Source organism: Enterobacter sp. FW301-JW81, from assembly GCF_058788735.1.
In genome coordinates this window covers 622777-645641 of record NZ_JBYTBA010000002.1, presented here as the reverse complement: position 1 = coordinate 645641, position 22865 = coordinate 622777, and the positions used below count along the sequence as shown (strand labels likewise).

The following is a 22865-nucleotide window of genomic DNA, read 5'->3' as shown; positions in this document are numbered from 1 at the left end:
GCGTCTCCACTTACGCCAATACGCCGATTCCCAGCGCACGATCTAAAAACCGTATCAACAGCGATAACTGGCCGCCGTGCTTCGCTTCAAATGCCACAGGATCAGCGTGCAACTCGTCGTGATGCGCTCTGCACAGCGGTATCACAAACAGGTCATGCGCTTTGGTACCCATTCCACCCTGCCCGTGGCCTATCAGGTGGTGGGGGTCGTCTGCCGGGTTATTGCAGCAACTGCACTGCTGCGACTTCACCCAGCGGGTGTACTTCTCGTTCTCCCAGCGGCGGCGCTTTGGCCTCAGCATGAAAGATTCCGGTGATTCAGGATCGACCTTCACCGAGACAATCTTCTTAACTTTCTCCTGAAGAATTTCAGTAGCCGGTAATGACGGCACAATGTCGCTTTCCCGCATCACTGAACTGTGCGATTCGGGCTTAATCCTGAGAGCCTGGTGCGCCACTGATTCAGAAATAAGGTCAGCAAGATCGTTACGTACCATCCACCAGCAAAACTCCGGCAGCGTCAGTGTGTGGTCAGCGCTGAAACCCAGCATGATATTCACCCTTTCGAGCAGCCATTTTACCAGGTTCTGCATGGCAATTCCTGCCAGTCTTTCAGTGGTTTGTTCACGTAGCTGGTTATCGCAACCCCAGCAGAGGCGAATGCTTCCGGGTGCGTGACGCATTACCGTAAAGTCCTTTGAGTGCCAGTCATTGTGAGGCCACTGACATTCGAATTTACGTTCCAGCCAGGCATCAAGACTGCTTAGCCCCCCAGCACGCTGAATAACCCTCTCGTTCAGGAAAAGCTCCTGCATACTGACATCATCTGTCAGTGGCTGGTATGCTTCAGGAATCAGCCCAGATGGAAGATGCTGGATAGCTTCCGAAGGAGTTTCAATCACCACCCGGCCACGACGAAACAGCCACAGCAGCTCGTTGCCTGGGCGGAACAACACAACCCCGGACATTGGCGCAATTTCAGGTGTCAGTATGGCTCTCACCTAATTACCCCCATTGCTGGTTGATGCTTGGTTATAGATATTTCTACCCTTCCGCCATTCACTTGACGCGACGTTAATTCCATCATGAGTTAGCTCCTCTGAAACCTGCCGGGACTTTGCTGTAATCAGTGTTCTGGAAGCTGGAGCGGAATACCCCATCTTCACGGACCCACTCACCGTTAACACGCGGTGGACGGCCAGCTTTATGCCAGCTGGTCGCTGACTTCAGGTAGCCTGGAAATTTGGTCGGCTGGAAAAGCGTCTGTGGTCGAAGGTAGGCCGCCATCGTCAGGTCTTCGCTCCACTTGGCGTTGCAGTAATCAACCACCAGCGACAATTCTTCAACGGTGAAGCCCTCCCCGATTCGGGCACGAATGTTTTGCAGCGAGGTTGTTGAAACCTGATAACGCGAACTGGTCACCTGGTTGAGATGGGTTAAAACCTGTTTAGCCTGATCGGTGATCAACACATCACGGTCTGGTTGCGGTGCAACCGGACAAATAGGGTTTTTATTATCTGTAGTATTCTCTGTTGTATTCTCTGTAAGAACATCAGTGCAATTTGACCTGATGAGAGCGGTTCGTTTTGACCCGTTGGAGCGTTCCACTTTGACCTCATCCATCGGTTCATTTTGACCTGATGGAAGAGTGCAATTTGAACTCTTCGATTTGGTCACTTTGACCTCATCTAAAAGCTCGCTTTCGTAGTTGATCGTGTAGTAGTTCGTCATATCGCGCTGAGACTTGTTCAGCTGCTCAACTTTGAGCACGCCGAGGTTCTTCAGGCGGGTGAATGTGCGCTTCAGAGTAGACTCAGACCAGAACGGAAACTGTTCCAGCCACTGCTCGTTGGTGTTGTAAATCCAGCGCACGCCGTCACGCTCCAGCCCGGAGGTGGTTTCTTTAAGCCAGTAGTTCACCTGCTGCAACGCAATGGCCTCATTCAGGCCAATGCTGCATGCAAGGTCAGGGTTTATCACTATCGGCCGGGATGGCATCAACAGGCTCATGGTCGTCCTTTAACTCTGTAAATTTACGCTGGAATTGCTCAAGAGGGCTGAAGCACTCATGATCGTACCCTTCGCGAAGGTATATAACGCGTCGAGTCTCGGGCTCCCACCTAACGACGTGGACGGCGATGCCTCTTTGGTCTCTGAATCGCCGGTCAACTTCAGCCATTCCTCACGCCCCTTCTCGTTCATCTGAGCAAAAGCCTCTACCATCGCGTTGTCAGGCTGGTAGTTGTTCGCGTCAGCCTGCTCATTTAATCTCTCCACATAGCCGAACGGGGAGTCTTTAACCACCAGCTGAAGGCATCTGAATTGCTTCGCTGGTCTCAATCGGTTTAAACTGTTCATGCGTTAGTTTCTCCACTGAATACGACACGCCAAGACGCCAGGGGCCTGCACGCCCGCTGGCGTCACTTTTTTGGTGATTTCTTCCTGCTAAACAGAGTGACAATTGCGCGGATTTCTTCTTCACGCGCTGCCAGATGGCGGCGGTGATGCTCGTGAATCTCTTCAGCTTCATGCGGTTCTATCACTCCGTCTTCCAGGGCCTTCTGGATAATCTGATCAACCTGTCCGCGTGCTGCTGCAGTTCTCATGGCTCGGGTAAAAAGGTCCACGCGATCGAGGTCTTCCAGCTTGGGAGCGTCCACCAGCAAAGCGCCGCGACGTTGCGCGAAGTAATCAGCCAGGAGAGTTGTGTTTGAAATGTCTTCCATCGCTTCCAGCTCGTTCACTTCGAAAAAGCGGCAGCCATTCTTCTCGTACAGGTTGTTGTTGAACTGCGTAACGGACATGCCAAGAGCACCGGCCATAGCCTCACGGCCACCTGGATATGCTTTGCACATCGCTTTAACTACTTCTTTCAAGCTTGGCTCTACCATGTTGTTTTTCCTTTGGTAGTTACGTAAGGCTGTTCGCTGGGTTACGGTGTTACTGCAGCTTCAGGATCAGCAGGTTTGATTTTGTTAGGGAATGGTCGTACTTCCTCAGCTTCAATTTTCCCGTCTTCCTTAACCAGGATGTTTACCCGGCGATTACGCTTTAGGGCTTTGCTGATCGCACTTTGGTATATCCCAAGAGCCTCAGCTGTTTTTGCCTGACCGTTTTCCAAAACATATTCAGATAGCGGAATAATCTTCATTGGTTTTCCTCGTGGATTGCACATAATAAGTATCACTGTTAGTGATAATCATGTCAACACTAGCGGTGATTGGTGATTATGCCCTGCGGTGATAAATTATGAGAATGAAAAAGAAACCTTTAACCGCCGAACAACTCGCCGATGCCAGCAGGCTGAAAGCAATTTTTGAGTCCAAGAAAAAAAATCTCGGACTCTCACAGGAGACTTTGGCTGAACAAATGGGGATGGGTCAGAGTGGTGTAGCGCAGTTGCTGAATGGGACAAACGCTATTAATGCAACTCATGCAGCACAGTTTGCCAAGATTCTTGGTGTGAAAGTCGATGATTTCAGCCCCTCCCTTGCTGCAGAGATATCAGCAATGTTCGAAGCCATTGCAAACGGAAGAAGTCAATCTTCGGTATATGAGTACCCTCTTTTAACGGAGGTTCAGGCCGGATCATTCTGTCCTGTGAGTACATATACTGAGCGTGACGCTAAAGAATGGGTTTCAACTACTGCAAAAGCCAGTGATTCAGCCTTTTGGCTTGAGGTTTCTGGGCATTCAATGACAGCCCCGCCAGGCGTAAAACCAAGCTTTCCTGAAGGGATGCTCATTCTTATAGACCCCGAGCAGCCGGTAGAGGCTGGTGATTTTTGTGTTGCTGGTATTTTCAATGATTCAGAAGTCACGTTTAAAAGATTTGTTCGTGAAGATGGTAGACCCTGGCTAGAACCACTCAACCCAAGCCCACGATATCAAGCCATTGAATGTAATGAAAATTGCAGGATAATCGGCAAAGTTGTTAAGGCCCAATGGCCTGAAAACATCTTCGAATAAGGAGCCAAACGGCTCCTTTTTTTTGCATCTTTTTTCACCTTATTTTTCATGAAGTTAACACTATGAGTGATATTTTTATCACTAAAGGTGTTGATCATTTAATTACTATTGGTGATACTCATTATGCGCCGGGGTGATGATGTTTAAACCCAGCGGTAGGGTAGCAGTACGGTATATGGCACATGTGCCGCAGCGGTCCGGTAAATTTCATTTGTTGCTACTTTTCATAGCGGAAGCAAGCCAGGCACGCACTATGCTAGGGTCGCTTCATCAGCGTAGCGGTTAGATGTGATACCTCGAAACAGACGAGATTGATTTATAAACAACAAAAAGCGCCCACTCTGGACGCTTCGCTCTTTAACAATCTGGATAACTCAGTTTGATGAGTCAACTTTTTTTGCCACTGTCAGTTTTCTTCTCAGAATTTTTGGGCTCTGAAACTGGTTTGGGTTGAGGCCTAGAAACTGGCGAGAAGTGCTCCAAGCCAGCTCCGAACTGTGACCAATCATTATTTGATGGAGGTTTAGACATTAAATTCCCTATTGGTTTGGTGGTATAACTGGTCTTCTGTTTGGTGAAAAATGTTCATTTACATCTTCCTCTTCACCAATTACAAACTGCTTGTATCTAATCATCAAGGAACATCTCCTGCAACGTGACAAATTATTTTTTGCTTCAATGTGAGTGGTTTTGAGCAATCTTCCAGTCCCAACACAATTGATGCTCTTTTATGAGCGGCAAACTCGAGCGACTGCCATGGAAAGCTGTCTGCATCCTGAAGTTTTAGAAAATGTTCTCTTATCTCTGATTCCTCCATGGACTCAAAATTAACCATTAACTTTCGATATTGTCTCATCTGCTCTTTTGAAAGGCCTGCAGCCTGACCGAATTGATAAACAAGTTGAATGACGGACAAAAAAGCGACAATCACACCAAAAATAAATAAATTTGCAAATGGCGCGAATACGGAAAATCCGAGAACCATTAGAGTAAGAGTAATAGCCTTGTCAATGCGAGTTAGTAATGTGTAATTCATTTTCTCTAGAAAAAAAGAGTAGTGAATATCAAACTCAAGATCAAAGCGACTCATTGGCAATCCTCTTTTGAAGGATTTGGTTCTGAGGGAAGTAAAGGCCTCTGATTTAAAGGCACGTAAAGCTGCACTTTCATTTTAATCAAAATCATAACCCTCCGGACTCTGAGTTATCTAGATTAACCGAATCCTTGTTTTTGGGGAACAACAACATCCACCGAGCCTGATGTGGTGGAAAGACAGGCACATAACATGAAAGCGCACTCCATCAACTATCGGTTGTGGATGACAGGTAAGTAAACGAACGGAGTGCGCTTCCAGTTGTGACATTAGCTCAGATGGATAGAGCAGCGGCCTTCTAAGCCGTCGGTCGCAGGTTCGAATCCTGCATGCCGCGCCAGACAAACATTATTTAGGAGCTCGCATGGCAACTTATGACATCAAACTTACCAATGGTTGGATTAGCACTATCAATTGCGCGAGCAGCGAAATTGAAGCCATCGAAAGACTGAAAATTGAACGTCAGCGTATGGGTTATGAGCATACCGATGTGGCTGAAATTAGGTGTATGAAAGAGAGCTATGGCAATGGTGGTTATGGATTGGTTGCTCTCGAAGAGTTTCACCCTATCACGTAGCCAGCGTGGTAAACCGTAGTAGCTGTACCAGATGCTGTGTGCAGTCTTGGCGGTCGGCAGTTGTGAATGTCCTTAATGTCGACCGCCCCTTTTACACAACTGAAAGCGCGTTCAGCCGGTTCCTTGAGAGGCCGAAGTCGTTAAATCAACTCAGGGGAACGCGCTCCCAATTGTGGAGAAGCTAACTGCGGTGGCAGCCGCTCGTTTCACTAAGTGCCCTGGTTGGGTGCTTACTAAAACGAAACCCATTTATTTTTTGTCGCCATCCGGCGAGGGATTCGTGCAACCAAAAATCAGCGCTGTGCAGAGCGCATATATCACGGAGAAACGAACCATGAAAAACACACTAAACGACGCCGAGTTACAACCACGAATGACCCGGGATCAACTGATCAGCGCAGCACGTAAAGCTGCCCCTCTCCTCCCGCCAGCTTATAGCGGCATTGTGACCGAACTGGCTAACCGCCTTGACTATACCAGCGACGCGCTGTGTGAAGCGATCGCACAGCGGAAGGAACTGGCGGAGCAGAACGCTACGCTGCGTGAGGATGTCACCAGCTGGGCCAAAGAGTGTGACCGTATCGAAGAGCACCACACCAAAACACCTACCAACATGCACCTGCTGGAAGCTCAGCAAGAACTCCGTGAGCTGCCTCGTGTCGTCATTTCCCTGAATAACGAGGTTTCTCTCTGATGGCTAACTCATTCAAGCAAATGACCCGTGACGGGACCATCAAGCGCACCGATACCGGGATGTTCATCAGTCTAGATGAAATCTATGTGCGTGAAGGTTTCAACAAGCGTGAGGACGATGAACGTACCCGCCAGGCTGATGATGACCTGTTCAACTATCTGATGAACGGCGGATCAGTTCCACCGCTGGAAGTTATCGCCCGTGATGAAGGTGGTGTGTGGGTTGTTGAAGGTCACCGCCGTCGTCGCTGCTATGCCCGCTGCGCTGAAGCTGGTAAGCCAGTAGATCGCATCCACATCATGCCATTCAACGGTAATGATGTTCAGCGCCTGGCTCGCATCATGACGAGTAACAACCAGCTCCCGCTCTCCGATATGGAACAGGCTGCAGTTATTCAGGAGCTTCATAACGCCTTCAACCAGACCCCCAGCGAGATCGCAAAACTGGTAAATAAGTCAGTGGTTACGGTAGAGAAGTTGCTGCTCCTGAGCACGGCGAACCATGACGTTCAGCAGGAAGTTAAATCCGGTGCGGTGTCAGTCGATGTCGCGGTTGATCGCGTTATGGAGTATGGCGAACAAGCCGGAAAAGTTCTCCAGCACGATAAGGCAGTAGCAGCTGCCCAGGGGAAAACGAAAGTTACCCGCAGTTCTATCGCTCCGGAACTCAGCGTAAAGAACGCGCGCCGTTTCGTTGAGCTTATGGCTCAGGCCACGATCAGTGATGAAGGTGTTTTCACTCTCGAAGGCGCTTCCCTTGCTGAAGCGTTGGCCATCATGGACGAGCACAAAGCGATTGCGGAAGCGCGTGAAACCTACCGCCTTTCACAGCCTGTGCCTGAAACAGAAGTAAGAGGGAAAACCCTTTACGTCAGCCTGGAAGGAATTGGGATCGGCACTGCACAAATTTATCGCGGCAAGAAAGTTATCCTAAACGGGATCGTCACCAGTCAATCTAAGGCTGTGGCCCACTTTGTAAAAAATCACAAAACACAACTGGATACAAAATGAAAATTGTCGCATTATCGATAATTATCAATATCATTATTACAAGCAATGGTCCAAAATCATTTCAACTACCCAGCTAATACGTAAATGATAGCTTATGGGTAATTCAAGACAAAGTTTTAGATAAGGGGAATATTATATGAAATATCTTCAACAATAATAAAAATGGCTTCCTGCATCGTCTTTTATTGATGATGAGGTAGTAGACTAGACGCTTTGGAAGTGCATATAAATTGTTCAACTCGGGGTCGTACACTTAGGTCTCCTCAATCTACCCCAATTTACAAGAAAACAAACTTCTGAAATCTAAATCAATAAACATATGACTAGAGGTTAAAATGGATAAGGTTTCAATCATCACTAAATCAATATCAGTAGCAGTATTTGCTATCACTGTATTAGCAGGCTCACAAGTCGTGCTTCTCAAAAACAATATGGATAAGACTTTTCCTTTGAACATCGGCAGTACAGTCTCTGCAACAGAAGAGTTTGAGAATAAATATAAAGAGCAAATTAAACAAATTGATAATTATAGAAACGAAACAATTCAGCTTACAAGTATGATTGAGGGATTAAAGAATACCTCCACCCTATCATCGGAAAATATAAGAATTGAAACATTAGAATCTAAATTTAAAACACTTCAAGACAAAATAAACAACCTTGAAAATATACTTAACAACTCACCTGAAAAAGCAATGGCACTACCTTTAATGCGAAAAGACATTGACTCTTTAGAAAAAACTATTAAAGCTTCAAGTGAGTATTCGGACAAGCAACTTGAAAGATTCATAAATTTATTCTACTGGATATGTGGAACGTTAGCGTTAGGAATAGTTGGTTTATGCGTTGGTCTTTTTATGAACGCTAAAAAGAGCTAATCAAAATTACAGCCGGGTGCAGCCGGTTAAGTGGAGAGCTATACGATGAGCGGACAAAGCCAACGTTTTCTTACCCCTGATGACCTCTATCAGCTTACTGGTTATCGCCGCCCTTCCCTTCAGTGCCGCGCGCTGAAAGAAAGCGGTGTATTTTTCGTGCCACGAAAAGACGGTAGGCCTGGCACTACATGGGATCATGTAACTAACCCTGCAGGCCTAAAGCTGGTAGTGAACAATCCAGAGGAAGAAGAACCAAACTTTAAGGACATGTAATGCCCAGAATCCGCAAAAACCCAGAAGATAATTGGATGCCGCCCCGCGTTCGTCGGGGCAAGTCAGCCTATGAATTCAGAACGCCAGACGGCAGAACTGTAAGATTGTGCAATCACGATTTTACTAAGTCTCAGGTCTGGGCGGCCTATGAAAACTTCATCAACGATATCAAGGTAAGTTCCAACTTCCACGCACTTTGCGAAGAGTTCTTTAACTCTGGTGACTTTCATGAACTGGCCACTGAAACCAGAAAGGACTACAGAAAGTATGGCGCAAAGGTAAATGTTGTTTTCGGGAAGATGAAGCCAGACAACATTAAGCCTGAGCATATCAGAAAGTATATGGATAAGAGAGGTGTTAAAAGCAGGGTTCAGGCGAACCGAGAGAAAGCGTTTATATCGAGGGTGTTCAGGTGGGCATATGAGCGTGGAAAAGTGAAGATGAATCCTTGTCAGGGTGTGAAGCAATTTAAGGAAAAGGCCAGGACTCGCTATGTCACTGATAAGGAATATGAAGCTTTATTAAGCGTTGCTGGCGCCCCCGTAAAGGTGGCAATGGAACTTGCTTACTTATGTTGTGCCAGGCAGGGGGATATATTGGACCTGAAGAAAAGCCAGATCCTCAATGAAGGCATAATGATTCAACAGAGCAAAACAGCCGTTCCTCAAATTAAAGCATGGACGGAGCGACTGGATAAAGCAGTCAGACTTGCTGAATCTCTCCCTCTAAATACAGGAATGGTGAGTATTTATCTGATCCACCAGCCATCTGGTTTGAGATACACAAGAGATGCGTTTAATGCGCAGTGGGGAAAAGCTAAAGCCCTTGCCTCAGAAAAATTTCCTGAGCTTGACTTCAAATTCACCTTCCACGATTTAAAGGCAAAAGGGATATCTGACCTGGAAGGAACCCTAAATGAAAAACAGGGAATAGCTGGTCATAAAAATGCGTCACAGACAGCGCGCTATGATAGAAAAATACCTATCGTTCCGGTGGTCGGGGGACAGTAATGCCCTCTTTCTCTGGCGAAGTCGAATGGCGAAAGAATGGCGAATGGCGAAAAAACGACAATAAAAAACCACCTTTCGGTGGTTTATACGACACTGCTTATCATTGATTTTATTCTAGTTTTCCCATGGTAGCCGGAGTGGGACTTGAACCCACACAGCGCGAACGCCGAGGGATTTTAAATCCCTTGTGTCTACCGATTCCACCATCCGGCCAGGGAAGAAAGTGGAGGCGCGTTCCGGAGTCGAACCGGACTAGACGGATTTGCAATCCGCTACATAACCGCTTTGCTAACGCGCCGTTAAATCTTTCAAACTGACACCCGCTATTGCGCATGTCTTTAATCTGGAGCGGGAAACGAGACTCGAACTCGCGACCCCGACCTTGGCAAGGTCGTGCTCTACCAACTGAGCTATTCCCGCATGTCATCAAGTTAACTTCTAACCACTTGATTTCATTATCGTCCGGCTTGCTGTGCCGCCGTTCGATGCGTTGCATTCTACTGATATGACGTTATGAGTCAACGTTATTTTTTGCATCCCCGGATCGTTTGCTGAAAATTACGGCGAAACGATCACTGATCAAGCAAATCCCCGCGCGCAGCGTTCAAATATTGCAGCATTGACCATAACGTCAGCACTGCCGCCACCCACAGCAGACCAATTCCCGCCCATTCAACCCAGGCGTTCGGACGCCAGAGCATCCAGACCAGCGCCGCCATCTGCGCTGTCGTTTTCACTTTACCAATCCAGGAGACCGCCACGCTGCTGCGTTTGCCCAGTTCAGCCATCCACTCGCGCAGCGCGGAGATGATGATCTCACGGCCGATCATGGTTGCTGCCGGCAGCGTTACCCACCAGGTATGATAGTGCTCGGCCACCAGCACCATCGCGATAGCGACCATGACTTTATCCGCTACCGGATCGAGGAAGGCACCGAAACGGGTGCTTTGGTTCCAGCGGCGGGCCAGATAGCCATCGAACCAGTCGGTGACCGCTGCAATCAGGAAGATCAATGCGCAGGCAAAAGGTGCCCAGACGACCGGCAGATAAAACGCCAGTACAAAGAACGGGATGAGTACAACACGAAAGAGAGTGAGCAACGTAGGGATATTATATTGCATAGTGACGGTAACTATTTGTTGTCAGTAAAATTTAGCTCTATGTTGCTACAGAGCCCTCAATGTTTCAACGAGTAGTAGATCTTTTCTGCCAGCCCTTGCGAAATACCCGGCACTTTTGCAATTTCTTCCATACTGGCGTTGAGTAATCCTTGCAATCCGCCCATATACTTCAGCAGCATCTGCCGACGCTTCGGCCCCACGCCTTCAATCGTTTCCAGGGTACTGGTATTTTTTACCTTGGCCCGCTTTTTACGGTGGCCGCTGATGGCATGGTCGTGTGACTCATCGCGAATATGCTGGATGACGTGCAGCGCCGGGGAGTCCGGCGGCAGGCTGAAGCCCTCACCTTCCGGCTCAAAGAACAATGTCTCCAGACCGGCCTTGCGATCGGCCCCTTTTGCGACGCCCAGCAGCAGCGGATGGTTTTTATCCCAGCTGACGTCAAGCGATTCAAATACCGCCTTCGCCTGGCCAAGCTGCCCTTTCCCACCGTCAATCAGGATCACATCCGGGATCTTGCTCTCTTCGATGGCTTTACCATAGCGACGACGCAGTACCTGATTCATCGCCGCATAGTCATCGCCCGGCGTGATGCCGGTGATGTTGTAGCGGCGGTACTCGGCGCGCAGCGGGCCATTGGCATCAAACACCACGCAGGACGCAACCGTCTGTTCACCCATCGTATGGCTGATGTCGAAACACTCCATACGCTTCACTTCCGGCAGCTTCAGCAGCGTCGCCAGGGCCGTTAAGCGCTGGTTCACCGTCGATTGCTGAGACAGTTTCGTCGTGAGCGCCGTCGCCGCGTTGGTCCGCGCCAGCTTCAGGTAACGCGCTCTGTCGCCGCGCGGCCTGGTTTGTACATTGACCCGACGGCCGGCAAGTTCGGAAAGCGAATCGGCCAGCAGGGTTTTATCGTCGAGATTGAAATCAAGCAGGATCTCAGAAGGCAGCGTGCGCATCTGGCTTCCCTGCAGATAGAACTGACCGACAAAGGTTTCCACCACTTCACCCAGCTCGGTGCCGCCGGGCACTTTCGGGAAATAGCTGCGGCTACCGAGCACTTTGCCCTGGCGAATAAAGAGAACGTGCACGCAGGCCATCCCTGCGTCAAAGGACACCCCGATGACGTCGAGATCGTCACCGGTATTTGAGACAAACTGTTTCTCAGTAACTCTGCGCACCGCCTGGATCTGGTCGCGGATTCGCGCGGCCTCTTCGAACTCAAGGGAGGCGCTGGCTTTTTCCATCCGCTCGATCAGCTGCGTTAACACCTGATCGTCTTTTCCGGCTAAGAACAGGCGCACGTACTCCACCTGCTGGGCGTACTCTTCTTCACTCACCAGCCCGGCAACGCAGGGCCCCAGGCAGCGCCCAATCTGATACTGCAGGCACGGGCGCGAGCGGTTACGGTAGACGCTGTTTTCACACTGGCGAATCGGGAAGATTTTCTGCAGCAGCGCCAGCGTTTCGCGCACGGCGTAGCCGTTAGGGAACGGGCCAAAATATTCACCCTTCGCATGTTTTGCACCGCGGTGCATGGCGAGGCGCGGATGGGTGTCGCCGCTCAGAAAGATAAACGGATAGGATTTATCATCACGCAACAGCACGTTATAACGCGGCTGGTAGAGCTTAATATAGTTATGCTCAAGCAGCAGCGCTTCTGTCTCCGTGTGCGTGACGGTTACATCAATATTCTGAATGAGTGAGACCAGCGCTTCGGTCTTACGGGAGGCAAGATTGCTGCGAAAATAGCTGGAGAGGCGTTTTTTAAGATCTTTGGCCTTCCCCACGTAGATAACCGTACCGCCAGCGTCATACATGCGATAGACGCCAGGCTGGCTGGTTACGGTTTTTAGAAATGCTTTTGAATCGAACACATCACTCACTGACTTAACAACGTCTCCGCATTACACAAACCATGCCGGATGGCCAGATGCGTCAGTTCAACATCACCATGAATGTTCAGTTTACTGAACATCCGGTAACGATAGCTGTTCACCGTTTTCGGGCTGAGATTCAGCTGTTCCGAGATCTCATTCACCTTCTGACCTTTGGTGATCATCAGCATAATCTGCAATTCACGCTCGGACAAACTGGCAAACGGCGATTCGGTTTTCTCGGGCTCGATCTGGCTCAGCGCCATCTGCTGAGCAATGTCGGAAGCAATGTAGCGCTGCCCGGCAAACACGGAACGGATAGCATTAACCACTTCCTGGGGTGCAGCACCTTTACTCAGGTAACCAGCAGCGCCCGCCTGCATCACTTTCGCAGGCAGTGGATTCTCGGTATGCACGGTCAGCATGATGACTTTCGTATCAACAAAGGTACGCGCGATTTTGCGCGTTGCTTCAAGACCACCGATACCGGGCATGTTCATATCCATCAGTACCACGTCGGCGGAGTTTGTGCGGCACCATTTTACGGCATCTTCGCCACAGCACGCCTCACCGGCAACTTTAATACCTTTAATATCTTCAAGAATGCGTCGTATCCCTGCGCGCACCAGTTCGTGGTCATCAACAAGAAGGACGTTGATCAAAGGAAATGTCTCCAGAATAGGGATAACGCTACTGAGTGATAATTTGGTTTATATTAACGGTTTTCCTCACAAGATTAAAACGTTAAAAAACCGGCTATTCGATTTCGCTCTCGTTTTTGGAAATTAGCCTGTACAGTCCCTGGAAAGCGAGCCCGTACATACAGTGCTGTTGCGGCTTTTTTTAAGCATCTGTATTCAAAAAGTTACAAAAACCTTGCATGCTTGACCTGCAAAAAAACAGCTCTCAAATTTTTGTAACAATAATTAACGGCAAGCGAACCGGACATAAACAATTAATTGCCAGAAACAGCAGCTCAGTTTACCGGCTCGCTCTGTTTACGCAATTAAACATCCGCATAAAAGTACGAAAAACAACCGCTGCATTTTTTGCGACAGCTTGTGGTATACTCCGCCGCCTTGACTTTCGTCGTCGCGTTTTAGCGCCGTTAAATAATGAGGAAAATAAATGAGCACACCTGAATTTGCCACTGCGGAGAATAACCAGGAACTGGCACAGGAAGTAAACTGCCTGAAAGCGCTGCTGACGCTGATGCTGCAGGCGATGGGCCAGGCTGACGCCGGTCGTGTGATCATTAAAATGGAAAAACAAATCGCGGAGATGGAAGACCAGGCTGAATCTGCGGTATTTGCGAACACCGTTAAGCAGATCAAACAAGCCTACCGCCAGTAACAAAAAACGGCTGAATGCAGGGCATTCAGCCGTTATCTCGTCTGTCACGCAGAACGTCTTATCTACTCAAATCACTCCCGTAGCCGCCGCGTAGCACGCAATCTGCGTCTTGTTTGGTGCATTGAATTTCTTCTGCATATTTTTTTGATGGAAGTTAACGGTATTCTCCGAGATAGAGAGAATGATCGCTATTTCCGCTGAGGTCTTACCTTCCGCAGTCCATTTCAAAATTTCCCGCTCGCGTTTGCTGAATTTCATTTCGGGCGGCATGACCATCCCATCTTCAAAACGCACCAGGGAGGTTAAGGCCATTTGCACCAGCATTTGCAACCGCAATTCTATTTCTTCACTGGCAAACGGTCCTTCCAGGACACTAGTACGGGAAACTGACAGGAAGCCGAGCGCATGATTAGGCAGCATCAGGCACTGCGTTATTCCCGTGCGTAGACCGTGATCCTGAGCGCCGTGCCATAATTCCTGTGCATCAGCGAATAATGCGTCTGTCCAGGGAAGATGGCCCTGAATGAAATTCTCCGGTTTTAAAACCGGATCAATAGCGAAATAGTTCGCGGATTGATATTGCGCCATCCACTGCTTTGGGTAAGTGGTCTGCACGGAGATCTTAGGCCGCGTAAATGGCACGGGATGGCGCACGCAGAGCGCGTAATAATCAAATTCCAGCGCCTGTGTTTGTCTCTGTAGTTCCTGATATACCTCGTCGGCACAGGTCAATTCCTGAAACCGGAGTGAGCAATCCCGTCGCCAGGTGAAAAAGTCTGAATCCTTCATACTTACTAAATGAAGCCTCTGAAAAGATAATCATTATTATGGTGAATATAACCTAACACAGAAAACTTATTTCTAACTACAAAATATCGGCAATAGCACAATTAACTTTACTATTGATAAGGTTTATCCGAGCAGGGCGGAATAAAAAAACATGGCACAGCGTGAAGAGGGAGAATAATTTGCCCCAGGGTAAATTTCTGGAGCAAATTAGTGCAAAAATGCTACTGCATGAGGAATTTTTCAAGGAACTGACGGGTTCGCGGCTGTTGAGGGTCTGCGAATAAGCGCTTCGCCGGCCCCTGCTCCACGATCCTTCCCTGGTCCATAAAGATGGCTCTGTCAGCAACGTCACGTGCAAAGCTCATCTCATGGGTCACGATCACCATCGTTCGTTTTTCCTGTGCCAGCTGGCGAATGGTGTTCAACACCTCCCCCACCAGTTCGGGATCGAGCGCAGAAGTCGGTTCATCAAAAAGGATTACGTCCGGGCGCATCGCCAGCGCGCGCGCTATCGCCACGCGCTGCTGTTGGCCCCCCGACAGGCGGCGCGGATAGCTGGTCTCTTTACCCGCCAGCCCAACTTTGGCGAGCAGTTCACGCGCGCGCGCCGTCGCCTCCTCTTTCGATTCACCCTTTACGATGACCGGCCCTTCAATAATGTTCTCCAGCACCGTACGGTGTGGGAAAAGGTTGAAGTTCTGGAAAACGAAGCCGACGTGCTGGCGCAGGCGGCGGATCAATCCCTTCTGCTGGCTGATGGATTTCGCGGTATCAATCGTTATCTCCCCAACCCGAATGGTGCCGCCTTCCGGCTGTTCAAGCAGGTTGATGCTGCGCAGCAGCGTTGTCTTTCCCGACCCGCTCGGCCCGATAATCGCCACCACTTCACCCTGCTCAACTTCAAGATCGATCCCGTGGAGCACCGTTTGACCGTGGAATTTTTTCACCAGGTTTTTGACATCGATAGCACTCATTTTGGATCACGCTCCTGGCGGTTAAGCTGGTTTTCGAAGTAGTTTTGCAGGGCAGACAGTACCGTCGCCATCACCCAGTAAATCAGCGAGGCGGCCAGATACATGGTGAAGACTTCAAGCGTGCGGGAGGTAATCAGCTGCGCCTGACGGAACAGCTCAGGGACCTGAATCGTTGCCGCCAGGGACGTATCTTTCACCAGGCTAATGAAGCTGTTGCTGAGCGGCGGAAGCGCAACCCGGGCCGCCTGCGGCAGGATGGCGCGGCGCAGCGTCTGCCAGGGGGTCATACCGATACTTGCCGCCGCCTCCCACTGCCCTTTGTCAATGGAGGAGATGGCCGCGCGCAGGGTTTCAGAGGTGTACGCTGCGGTATTGAGCGACAGGCCAATCATCGCTGCGGGGATCGGATCCAGCTCGATACCAAACTGCGGTAAGCCGTAGTAGATCATAAAGAGCTGGGCGATAAGCGGCGTACCGCGAAACACGGAGATATAAAAACGCGCCAGCCAGCGTACCGGCAGAATGGGTGACAGGCGCATTAAGGCCAGCACAAAGCCCAGCACCAACCCGAAGAACATCCCGCCAATACTGAGCTGTAATGTAAACACCGCGCCTTTCAGCAGATACGGCAGCGAATCAATAACCAGTTGAATACTTTCTTGCATTATTATTTTTCGACCTGATTTTTAGACATGAGGATGGTAGGCAAACAGCGCAGGAGCCCCGCCGGTATGGACAAATAAAATCGGCCCTTCATCCTTAAAGCGTTTCTGCGCAATGCCATCAATCAGTCCGGCCATCGCTTTACCCGTATAGACCGGGTCGAGCAAAATGCCCTCGAGGCGCGCCAGCAGCTTAACCGCTTCCATTCCCTCTTCGTTAGGCGTGCCGTAGCCCGGTGCAAAATAGTCATCCCAGAGCAGAATATCGGCCTTTGCCTTCAGCTCCAGCTGCCCGGCTACCGCCTGCTGTAAGGTCACCACTTTTGGCTTCTGGTCCGCCACGCTGCGGGATACCGTCACGCCAATCAGCTCGACGTCCGGCATCAGCTTCTCCAGACCCACCGCCAGCCCGGCATGCGTGCCCGCACTGCCAGACGCCACCACCACAGAGGAGAGGCTTACCGCGCCCTCGCACTGCTGCGCGATTTCCAGCGCGCTTTCCACATACCCCAGCGCGCCCAGCGCATTCGAACCGCCGACGGGAATAACGTAGGGACGAAAACCCTGCGCTTCCAGACGCGTCGCCAGCTCGTCAAGCTGGGCGGTCGGGTCGGTCAACGCGTCGACCATCTCAACCTGCACGTTAAACAGGTCCAGCAGCAGGCGGTTACCGTTGGTCAGATAGTTTTCTGCCCGCGTGCCAATCGGGTTTTCCAGCAACGCCACGCAGTGGAGCCCAAGTTTTGCCGCCACTGCCGCCGTCTGACGAACGTGGTTGGACTGAATGGCCCCGGCAGTAATGAGCGTATCCGCGCCTTCGCGCAGGGCGTCCGCCGCCAGAAACTCCAGCTTGCGCAGCTTGTTGCCTCCCATCGCCATCGGCGTCACGTCGTCACGCTTAATAAAAATATCGCGGCCTAAATAATCAGAAAATCGCGGCAGGTACTCCAGCGGCGTTGGCGCGCCGATAAACTCCAGGCGAGGAAAGCGCGTTAAATTCTGTAGTGGCATGGGTTCTCCGGTAACTCAGACAAAATGTGATATTTTTCATTATGCACGCAGACGCGTAAGAAATAAAAAAGGCGCTTTTAAAAGCGCCTTTTTTTACGTCAAAGACTTATTTGGTGACGTCTGCCCCGAACCACTTCTCGGAGAGCGCCTTCAGGCTGCCGTCTTTTTGCATGTCAGCAATCGCGGAATCGATCGCTTTTACCAGGTCTTCGTTGCCTTTACGAACGGCCACGCCGGATTCCTGACGAGAGAACGCATCACCCGCTACCGCCAGGGTATTGTTGGTTTTCTTGACCAGATCCAGCGCTGCCAGGCGGTCAACCAGAATGGCATCGGTACGGCCCACGCGAAGATCCTGGTATTTCGTCGGGTCATCATCATAGGTGCGGATATCCACGCCCTGAACGTTCTGGCGCAGCCACTCTTCGTAGTTGGTTCCCAGACCCACGCCGACTTTCTTACCTTTCAGGTCCGCAGCCGTTTTGATGGTGCCTTCGTTGCCTTTTTTCACCAGCGCCTGAATACCGGATACGGTGTACGGGGTGGAGAAGTCATATTTCTTCTTACGTTCGTCAGAGATGGTCACCTGGTTAATGACTACATCAATACGTTTGGAATCCAGCGACGCCAGCATACCGTCCCATTTGGTCGGTTTCAGGGACGCTTTCACGCCGAGGTGCTTCGCCAGCTCTTCAGCAAATTCCACTTCAAAACCGGTCAGCTTACCGTCATCGCCCTGGAAGCTGAACGGAGGATAGGTCCCTTCCAGCCCAACCAGCAGCGTACCGCGCTCTTTTACTTTATTCAGCAGGTTTTCTGCAGCGAACGTTTTCACGCTCATGCCCGCAACCAGCGCAACGGCCATAACACCCATCAGCGCCTGACGACCCAGAAGTGCAAATTTCATAAATACCCCGATATAGTGGAATTTTTACGTAGTGTAGAGAAATCGCCTGCAACGTCAAAGGCGACTGCGCTACATCTTATTCTTTTTTAATATATATCAGAAGTTGTTCCGGCGTGGGCTTTCTGCTTCACGACCCCCGGCATTTGTACCTTGTATTGCGCATACTTACGCAGGGCAATACGGTAGTTGTTGGTGCTGGTCGCTGGCAGCCACGGCTCCAGATTCTCATCCAGATAACCGGTCTTGAGCAGATCGCGGGAAATATTGTTCACGGTCAGATGCTGGCCGAGGCGACGCAGGCGAACCACATATTCGCGAACGGTTCCGTGGCTCATCTCCGTTTGTTCAAACAGGAATTGTTTGAAGCCAATAATATCGAAGAAGTCGCTTTGCTCTTTGCAGTGGAGATCGCCACAGAAACGGCAAAGCGCCACCCACTCTTTTTGCTCTTCGAGCCATGCTGCTTCGTCCATCAACGTGTCGAGGCGCGAAATCGCGATCTTATTGACGATTTCGCCACGGCGAACCAGCGTGATACGGTCGAGTAGCTTGTTACAGTGGGCGCAATGCGTCTGGCTGTGTTTAAAGTCTTTCAGGTAGCGGCTTAAAGGCCGTCTTTTAGATTGCTGCACCGTCATGATAACTCCTGGTTGTCAATACGTTGTGCGGCATTTTTCAGGTGAATCAATCACCTATAACTTACCCAGCTTGGTTCGTAAGCGTTTAATGGCCTGGCTGTGCAGCTGGCTCACCCGCGACTCTCCCACCTCCAGAACAGCGCCAATCTCTTTGAGGTTAAGCTCTTCCTGGTAATAAAGGGTCAACACCAGCTGTTCGCGTTCAGGCAGAGCTTCAATAGCCTCCATCACGCGATGGCGTAAATTCCCTTCCATTAAGTGGTGTAACGGGTTTTCCTGCTGGTGCTCATCCGTCACCAGCTCGATGCTATCGCCATGCTCTTCGCGCCACTCGTCGTAGGAGAAGAGTTGGCTATTATTGGTATCGAGCAACATCTGACGATACTCTTCAACAGCAATGCCAAGACGTTCCGCCACTTCGGTTTCCGTTGCGTTACGTCCCAGTTCCTGTTCCAGCTGCCCCATCGCATGCGCCACTTCGCGCGCGTTGCGGCGAACACTGCGCGGCACCCAGTCGCGGCTGCGCAGTTCGTCCAGCATCGCACCACGAATACGCTGAACTGCGTAAGTCGTAAATGCCGTTCCTTGCAGAGCGTCGTATCGGTCAACTGCATTCAATAACCCGATACCGCCCGCCTGTAGCAGATCGTCGAGTTCCACGCTCGCCGGCAAGCGCACCTGGAGGCGCAATGCTTCGTGACGCACCAGCGGGACATAACGCTGCCACAGCGAGTGTTTATCCATTACACCTTCAGCGGTATAGAGTGAATTCACGATAAACAGCCCTGCGTTAGTTGAGTTATCGGCATGATTATCCGATTCTGCAGGGCGTTCAATTGGATGAATAGTGGGTAAAATGAGGGGTTATTTGAAGGTTACTGATGCATGTCGAGATAACATGCATCCTGCAGTAAGAATAAAGTCAGCCTTTTTTGCACAGCAAGAATATGCTCGAACATAAATCCGGGTATTGATGGCCTAACTCGTAGCACCCCTCAAGATATTGCTTAGAGATGATATCTGTCTGTAGAAGTTTGTCCCACTGGAAATTAGCGAGCGCCTTGAAGAAAATACCCGTACGATAAACAACGTTAAGACCTGCAAGACGAGCGTCTCTCTCAAGCGTATCCAGAGAATAAGTGCAACGGTGACCGTGATGATATTCAGCCTCCGTCACCGCGCTATTATGCGAGATAAGCCCCATTTTAACGGCAATCTGCCGGGAAGCGGCATGTGCGTTAGGACAGACCAGAAAAAGATGTCCGGCATCCGTTAACCATTCATCATTGATACGTTTTAAGAGCTTAACGGGATCGTCGATATGTTCCAGCACGTGCGTGAGAACAATATTGTCATAGCGTTCCGGCAGTTCAACATCCTCAAAACGAGAATGGACAAATGATACGTTTTTACCCAGACGCTCGCTGGCAATGGCCATCGCCTCTGCCGAGGCCTCCACGCAGGTGATGTCGTTGAATTTTTCAGCAAGGCGTGCAGTAAAATCGCCTTTAAAACTCCCAAGCTCAAGTAAATTACCCGGCTTAAAGAAAGGCGTAAACGCACGAATCATAAAAGGATGCATCACATCAAAATCAAAATTATAGGCATACTGATGATCGGCTGTATCTTTGATTTCCTGATTGTAATCACGAAGAGTCATGTTGTTATCTCACTCTGCAAAGTCATGGTTATCTTTGAGCCGTTTGAAACGACGAAGGTAAATCCATGTTTTAGATATAAACGTTGCGCCGACGCATTATTCTCATCGACTTCAAGATTAATTTCAGCCACACCCAGGCGCTGTAAATGTCCAATGCATTGAATTAAGAGCTGGCTGCCCAAACCGCATTGTTGAGCGTCAGGCAAAACGGAAACATTGGTAATAAACCCCTGTTGACGCTGCGCGTTATAATAGGCTGCAACCAGCCCTGTGAGCGCGTTGTTATGCCAGGCTTCTACTCGCCATGCCCGATCCACAATTTTTTTGGCATAGTCCTGTAACGCTATTACACCGGTGATTGAGGCAATAAAAAGCGGGTCACATTGATTAAAATGGACGACGATCTCCTCCGGTGTGGCGCGGTTCTGGCAGAACACCCAGCGATTCATATCACCATTTCCGCGAGGCCAAACCCGGCCTTGCCAAACGCATTGCCGTTATAAAGCAAAAAGACTTTGTCATCGCAGCGGAAGAGATGCGGATAGCACTGCATATCGCTGTCCCAATCATCCACGGACGCCAGCGCGGCCATCTGGCTGTCGTCACGATGCCAGTGGTGTAAATCATCAGACCAGGCATAGCCCAGACGGTAACCGCGCCCCTGCCCGGTGCGGAAATCGAAACACTCCCGGAAGCAAAAGACCATATGATACCGGCCGTTGATTTCAATCACCGTCGGCAGCGCCTGGCATTCGTCATCGCCCAGAACAGAAGGGATTATTTGCCTGCTGTCGCGCTGCCAGTTAATGCCATCGTTTGATTCCGCATGGGCAATTTTATAGATGCGATCCGGTACCGAATCCGGCGTGCGCTTTTTCCAGCCCGTGCCAAAGATGTACAACATATGGAAACGTTCACGGGTGTGGATAACAAACGCGTCCCCCACCAGGTGCGGCTCGTGCAGCGAGGGGCCCATTACGGGGCCGGTGCCGATGCGAGTGAAATGTTCGCCGTTATCCGTACTGACCGCAAGGCCAATTGCCGTATCAACTGAGACCGAAACGCGGCGATTCCAGCCCGTTGTCCAGGCCAGAATTTTGTCTTCGTGACGCAGGACGTTGCAGGGGAAAATACCGTGCTCGTCGAATGTGCCCAACTCAGCAGGCGCAATCACCGGTTCGGGACTGACGCGAAGCACCTCCCGCAAAGATTTATCCATATCCACATAGCAGACCCGGCTAATAAACTTTGCGGTATTTTCCTCCCGCTCGCGCGTGGAGAAGTAGATACGGACAAAGTCATCAAACACCAGCGCCTGTGGAGACTGAGCAAAGCCAACCCCATTTGCCAGCGGCGGAAACTGTGACGGCGAATAGATAAGCCCATGCTTACGCCAGTTCAGGGTTAACATAATTTTCCCTCAAGTTGTGCCAGTCCAAAGCCGTAGCGCCCTACCTGATCCCCCAGATAAGCCATATAAATCTTGCCATCCAGTTCGAAGACGTGCGGATAGCTGATCATCTCTGCATCCCATCCGGAAGCAGAAACGTCAATACCGGCTTTGCTATCATCCCGATGCCACGCGATCATATCCAGGCTCCACGCGTATCCGATGCGGTAACCGTTCTGTTTTCCACGATAATGGGCGCTGTAACGGTAGCAAAAAAACATGTGGTATTTGCCGTTGGCGTAAAACACATCCGGACTGGCCTGCGCCTCGTCCTCTTCTATACGGCTGGGGATCAGATCTTTATTCAGCTTCGTCCAGGTGATGCCATCTTCAGATGTCGCCATGCGAATCTTGTAGACCGGTTCAGCGCGGCCATCCACCCACTTCCATTTTCGACCGGCAATATAAAAAAGCTGCCACTGGTTATTGAATCTGCGAATTTTGGGCCCGCTCATCACGAACGGTTCATCCGGCGAGTAACCGATTACCGGCCCCGGCCCCGCTTTAACGAAGCTCTCCCCCTTGTCATGGCTTACCGCCATGCCAATCGCCACGTTGAACGGCACGGATTCGCAGCGCGTCCAGCCTGCATACCAGGCTTTTATCACATCGTTATCGCGCATCACGGAGACGGGATAGGTACCAAACTCGTCAAATTCTCCGTACCCCCCCAGCGGGAGAATCGGTTCGCGGGCAAAGCGCAATACGCGGAAGAGATCGTCACGGGCCAAATCCACCCAGGCGGAATAGCTGACGTATTTACCCTGTTCATCGGCAGGCGGGCGGCAGGAGAAGTAGACGCGCACGAAATTATCAAAAATCAGCGTCGCGGGAGCCTGCGCAAACTCTTTAAGCCATGGGAGATGGGTGACTTCCTGCGGGGTAAAGACCTTCCCCAATTTTTTCCATGTAAACAT

The 22865-nt window shown here is 50.3% G+C and carries 29 protein-coding genes and 4 tRNA genes; 10 read left to right on the top strand and 23 right to left on the bottom strand.

Annotated elements, in window-relative coordinates:
• Positions 1-10: 10 nt before the first annotated feature.
• The 5 genes from AC3WOK_RS09955 to AC3WOK_RS09935 form a co-directional block, all read right to left on the bottom strand.
• Positions 11-1000, bottom strand: a complete 990-nt coding sequence (locus AC3WOK_RS09955) for a DUF968 domain-containing protein (protein WP_492354440.1) — start codon at positions 998-1000, stop codon at positions 11-13.
• 82 nt (positions 1001-1082) lie between these two features.
• Positions 1083-2009 carry a conserved phage C-terminal domain-containing protein gene (locus AC3WOK_RS09950; RefSeq protein ID WP_492354439.1) on the bottom strand — a complete coding sequence of 309 codons (927 nt, stop codon included), beginning with the start codon at positions 2007-2009 and terminating at the stop codon, positions 1083-1085.
• Positions 1966-2178: a DUF4222 domain-containing protein gene (locus tag AC3WOK_RS09945; RefSeq protein ID WP_492354438.1), complete on the bottom strand. Its 213-nt coding sequence runs from the start codon at positions 2176-2178 to the stop codon at positions 1966-1968. The genes AC3WOK_RS09950 and AC3WOK_RS09945 overlap by 44 nt, the downstream gene beginning before the upstream one ends.
• Before the next feature lie 241 nt (positions 2179-2419).
• A complete protein-coding gene (locus AC3WOK_RS09940; RefSeq protein WP_492354437.1) occupies positions 2420-2890 on the bottom strand; it encodes a YmfL family putative regulatory protein in 471 nt (156 codons plus the stop codon).
• A gap of 41 nt (positions 2891-2931) precedes the next feature.
• Positions 2932-3150, bottom strand: coding sequence for a Cro/CI family transcriptional regulator (locus AC3WOK_RS09935; RefSeq protein ID WP_492354436.1), 219 nt, complete (start codon positions 3148-3150; stop codon positions 2932-2934).
• Between the two features lie 98 nt (positions 3151-3248).
• On the opposite strand from AC3WOK_RS09935, the gene AC3WOK_RS09930 reads away from it, so the two are divergent.
• Positions 3249-3968, top strand: a complete 720-nt coding sequence (locus tag AC3WOK_RS09930; protein WP_492354435.1) for a LexA family protein — start codon at positions 3249-3251, stop codon at positions 3966-3968.
• Between the two features lie 634 nt (positions 3969-4602).
• Here AC3WOK_RS09930 and AC3WOK_RS09925 read toward each other — a convergent pair.
• Positions 4603-5058 (bottom strand): hypothetical protein, encoded by a 456-nt coding sequence (locus AC3WOK_RS09925; protein ID WP_492354434.1) that lies wholly within the window; start codon positions 5056-5058, stop codon positions 4603-4605.
• 266 nt (positions 5059-5324) lie between these two features.
• Between AC3WOK_RS09925 and AC3WOK_RS09920 the strand changes: the two genes are divergently transcribed.
• From AC3WOK_RS09920 to AC3WOK_RS09890, 7 genes are all read left to right on the top strand, one after another.
• Positions 5325-5401, top strand: a tRNA-Arg gene (locus tag AC3WOK_RS09920).
• A 24-nt stretch (positions 5402-5425) separates the two neighbouring features.
• Positions 5426-5638, top strand: a complete 213-nt coding sequence (locus tag AC3WOK_RS09915; protein ID WP_492354433.1) for a hypothetical protein — start codon at positions 5426-5428, stop codon at positions 5636-5638.
• A 334-nt stretch (positions 5639-5972) separates the two neighbouring features.
• Positions 5973-6332 (top strand): hypothetical protein, encoded by a 360-nt coding sequence (locus tag AC3WOK_RS09910; protein WP_492354432.1) that lies wholly within the window; start codon positions 5973-5975, stop codon positions 6330-6332.
• On the top strand, positions 6332-7342 hold the full coding sequence (locus AC3WOK_RS09905) for a ParB-like helix-turn-helix domain-containing protein (protein WP_492354431.1): 1011 nt from the start codon (positions 6332-6334) through the stop codon (positions 7340-7342). Before AC3WOK_RS09910 ends, AC3WOK_RS09905 begins: the two co-directional genes overlap by 1 nt.
• Before the next feature lie 335 nt (positions 7343-7677).
• Positions 7678-8220, top strand: a complete 543-nt coding sequence (locus AC3WOK_RS09900; protein ID WP_492354430.1) for a hypothetical protein — start codon at positions 7678-7680, stop codon at positions 8218-8220.
• A 45-nt stretch (positions 8221-8265) separates the two neighbouring features.
• The gene (locus tag AC3WOK_RS09895; RefSeq protein ID WP_016063584.1) at positions 8266-8493 is read left to right on the top strand and encodes a DUF4224 domain-containing protein; all 228 of its coding nucleotides are present in this window, start codon (positions 8266-8268) and stop codon (positions 8491-8493) included.
• Positions 8493-9503 (top strand): phage integrase central domain-containing protein, encoded by a 1011-nt coding sequence (locus tag AC3WOK_RS09890; RefSeq protein ID WP_492354429.1) that lies wholly within the window; start codon positions 8493-8495, stop codon positions 9501-9503. The genes AC3WOK_RS09895 and AC3WOK_RS09890 overlap by 1 nt, the downstream gene beginning before the upstream one ends.
• Before the next feature lie 126 nt (positions 9504-9629).
• Here the strand turns inward: AC3WOK_RS09890 and AC3WOK_RS09885 are convergent.
• The 6 genes from AC3WOK_RS09885 to uvrY all read right to left on the bottom strand — a co-directional run bounded on the left by AC3WOK_RS09885 (position 9630) and on the right by uvrY (position 13166).
• A tRNA-Leu gene (locus AC3WOK_RS09885) sits at positions 9630-9716 on the bottom strand.
• Between the two features lie 11 nt (positions 9717-9727).
• Positions 9728-9801, bottom strand: a tRNA-Cys gene (locus tag AC3WOK_RS09880).
• Positions 9802-9847: 46 nt separating this feature from the next.
• Positions 9848-9923 (bottom strand) — tRNA-Gly (locus AC3WOK_RS09875).
• A gap of 152 nt (positions 9924-10075) precedes the next feature.
• Positions 10076-10624, bottom strand: a complete 549-nt coding sequence (pgsA, locus tag AC3WOK_RS09870) for a CDP-diacylglycerol--glycerol-3-phosphate 3-phosphatidyltransferase (RefSeq protein ID WP_008500348.1) — start codon at positions 10622-10624, stop codon at positions 10076-10078.
• 56 nt (positions 10625-10680) lie between these two features.
• Positions 10681-12513, bottom strand: a complete 1833-nt coding sequence (uvrC, locus tag AC3WOK_RS09865) for an excinuclease ABC subunit UvrC (RefSeq protein WP_059310216.1) — start codon at positions 12511-12513, stop codon at positions 10681-10683.
• A complete protein-coding gene (uvrY, locus tag AC3WOK_RS09860) occupies positions 12510-13166 on the bottom strand; it encodes a UvrY/SirA/GacA family response regulator transcription factor (protein ID WP_013096026.1) in 657 nt (218 codons plus the stop codon). Before uvrY ends, uvrC begins: the two co-directional genes overlap by 4 nt.
• Before the next feature lie 218 nt (positions 13167-13384).
• Between uvrY and AC3WOK_RS09855 the strand changes: the two genes are divergently transcribed.
• Complete coding sequence (locus tag AC3WOK_RS09855) at positions 13385-13636, top strand: hypothetical protein (protein ID WP_447855889.1); 252 nt, start codon at positions 13385-13387, stop codon at positions 13634-13636.
• Positions 13633-13857, top strand: a complete 225-nt coding sequence (locus AC3WOK_RS09850) for a DUF2594 family protein (RefSeq protein WP_008500345.1) — start codon at positions 13633-13635, stop codon at positions 13855-13857. Before AC3WOK_RS09855 ends, AC3WOK_RS09850 begins: the two co-directional genes overlap by 4 nt.
• 66 nt (positions 13858-13923) lie before the next feature.
• Here the strand turns inward: AC3WOK_RS09850 and sdiA are convergent, their stop codons facing one another.
• The 11 genes from sdiA to AC3WOK_RS09795 all read right to left on the bottom strand — a co-directional run bounded on the left by sdiA (position 13924) and on the right by AC3WOK_RS09795 (position 22865).
• A complete protein-coding gene (gene sdiA, locus AC3WOK_RS09845; protein WP_059310217.1) occupies positions 13924-14646 on the bottom strand; it encodes a quorum-sensing transcriptional regulator SdiA in 723 nt (240 codons plus the stop codon).
• 221 nt (positions 14647-14867) lie between these two features.
• Positions 14868-15620 (bottom strand): L-cystine ABC transporter ATP-binding protein TcyN, encoded by a 753-nt coding sequence (gene tcyN, locus AC3WOK_RS09840; RefSeq protein WP_047345975.1) that lies wholly within the window; start codon positions 15618-15620, stop codon positions 14868-14870.
• The gene (gene tcyL / locus AC3WOK_RS09835; RefSeq protein ID WP_047345976.1) at positions 15617-16285 is read right to left on the bottom strand and encodes a cystine ABC transporter permease; all 669 of its coding nucleotides are present in this window, start codon (positions 16283-16285) and stop codon (positions 15617-15619) included. The genes tcyN and tcyL overlap by 4 nt, the downstream gene beginning before the upstream one ends.
• A gap of 21 nt (positions 16286-16306) precedes the next feature.
• Positions 16307-17293: a D-cysteine desulfhydrase gene (gene dcyD, locus AC3WOK_RS09830; RefSeq protein WP_492354428.1), complete on the bottom strand. Its 987-nt coding sequence runs from the start codon at positions 17291-17293 to the stop codon at positions 16307-16309.
• 106 nt (positions 17294-17399) lie between these two features.
• On the bottom strand, positions 17400-18200 hold the full coding sequence (gene tcyJ, locus AC3WOK_RS09825; RefSeq protein ID WP_021240470.1) for a cystine ABC transporter substrate-binding protein: 801 nt from the start codon (positions 18198-18200) through the stop codon (positions 17400-17402).
• An 86-nt stretch (positions 18201-18286) separates the two neighbouring features.
• Positions 18287-18838 carry a flagella biosynthesis regulatory protein FliZ gene (fliZ, locus tag AC3WOK_RS09820; protein ID WP_010432406.1) on the bottom strand — a complete coding sequence of 184 codons (552 nt, stop codon included), beginning with the start codon at positions 18836-18838 and terminating at the stop codon, positions 18287-18289.
• Between the two features lie 54 nt (positions 18839-18892).
• Positions 18893-19612, bottom strand: a complete 720-nt coding sequence (locus tag AC3WOK_RS09815) for an RNA polymerase sigma factor FliA (RefSeq protein WP_059310219.1) — start codon at positions 19610-19612, stop codon at positions 18893-18895.
• A 148-nt stretch (positions 19613-19760) separates the two neighbouring features.
• Positions 19761-20498: a class I SAM-dependent methyltransferase gene (locus AC3WOK_RS09810; protein ID WP_492354427.1), complete on the bottom strand. Its 738-nt coding sequence runs from the start codon at positions 20496-20498 to the stop codon at positions 19761-19763.
• On the bottom strand, positions 20495-20947 hold the full coding sequence (locus AC3WOK_RS09805) for a GNAT family N-acetyltransferase (RefSeq protein ID WP_492354426.1): 453 nt from the start codon (positions 20945-20947) through the stop codon (positions 20495-20497). The genes AC3WOK_RS09810 and AC3WOK_RS09805 overlap by 4 nt, the downstream gene beginning before the upstream one ends.
• Positions 20944-21909 carry a glycoside hydrolase family protein gene (locus tag AC3WOK_RS09800; RefSeq protein WP_492354425.1) on the bottom strand — a complete coding sequence of 322 codons (966 nt, stop codon included), beginning with the start codon at positions 21907-21909 and terminating at the stop codon, positions 20944-20946. Before AC3WOK_RS09800 ends, AC3WOK_RS09805 begins: the two co-directional genes overlap by 4 nt.
• Positions 21903-22865: a glycoside hydrolase family protein gene (locus tag AC3WOK_RS09795; protein ID WP_492354424.1), complete on the bottom strand. Its 963-nt coding sequence runs from the start codon at positions 22863-22865 to the stop codon at positions 21903-21905. Before AC3WOK_RS09795 ends, AC3WOK_RS09800 begins: the two co-directional genes overlap by 7 nt.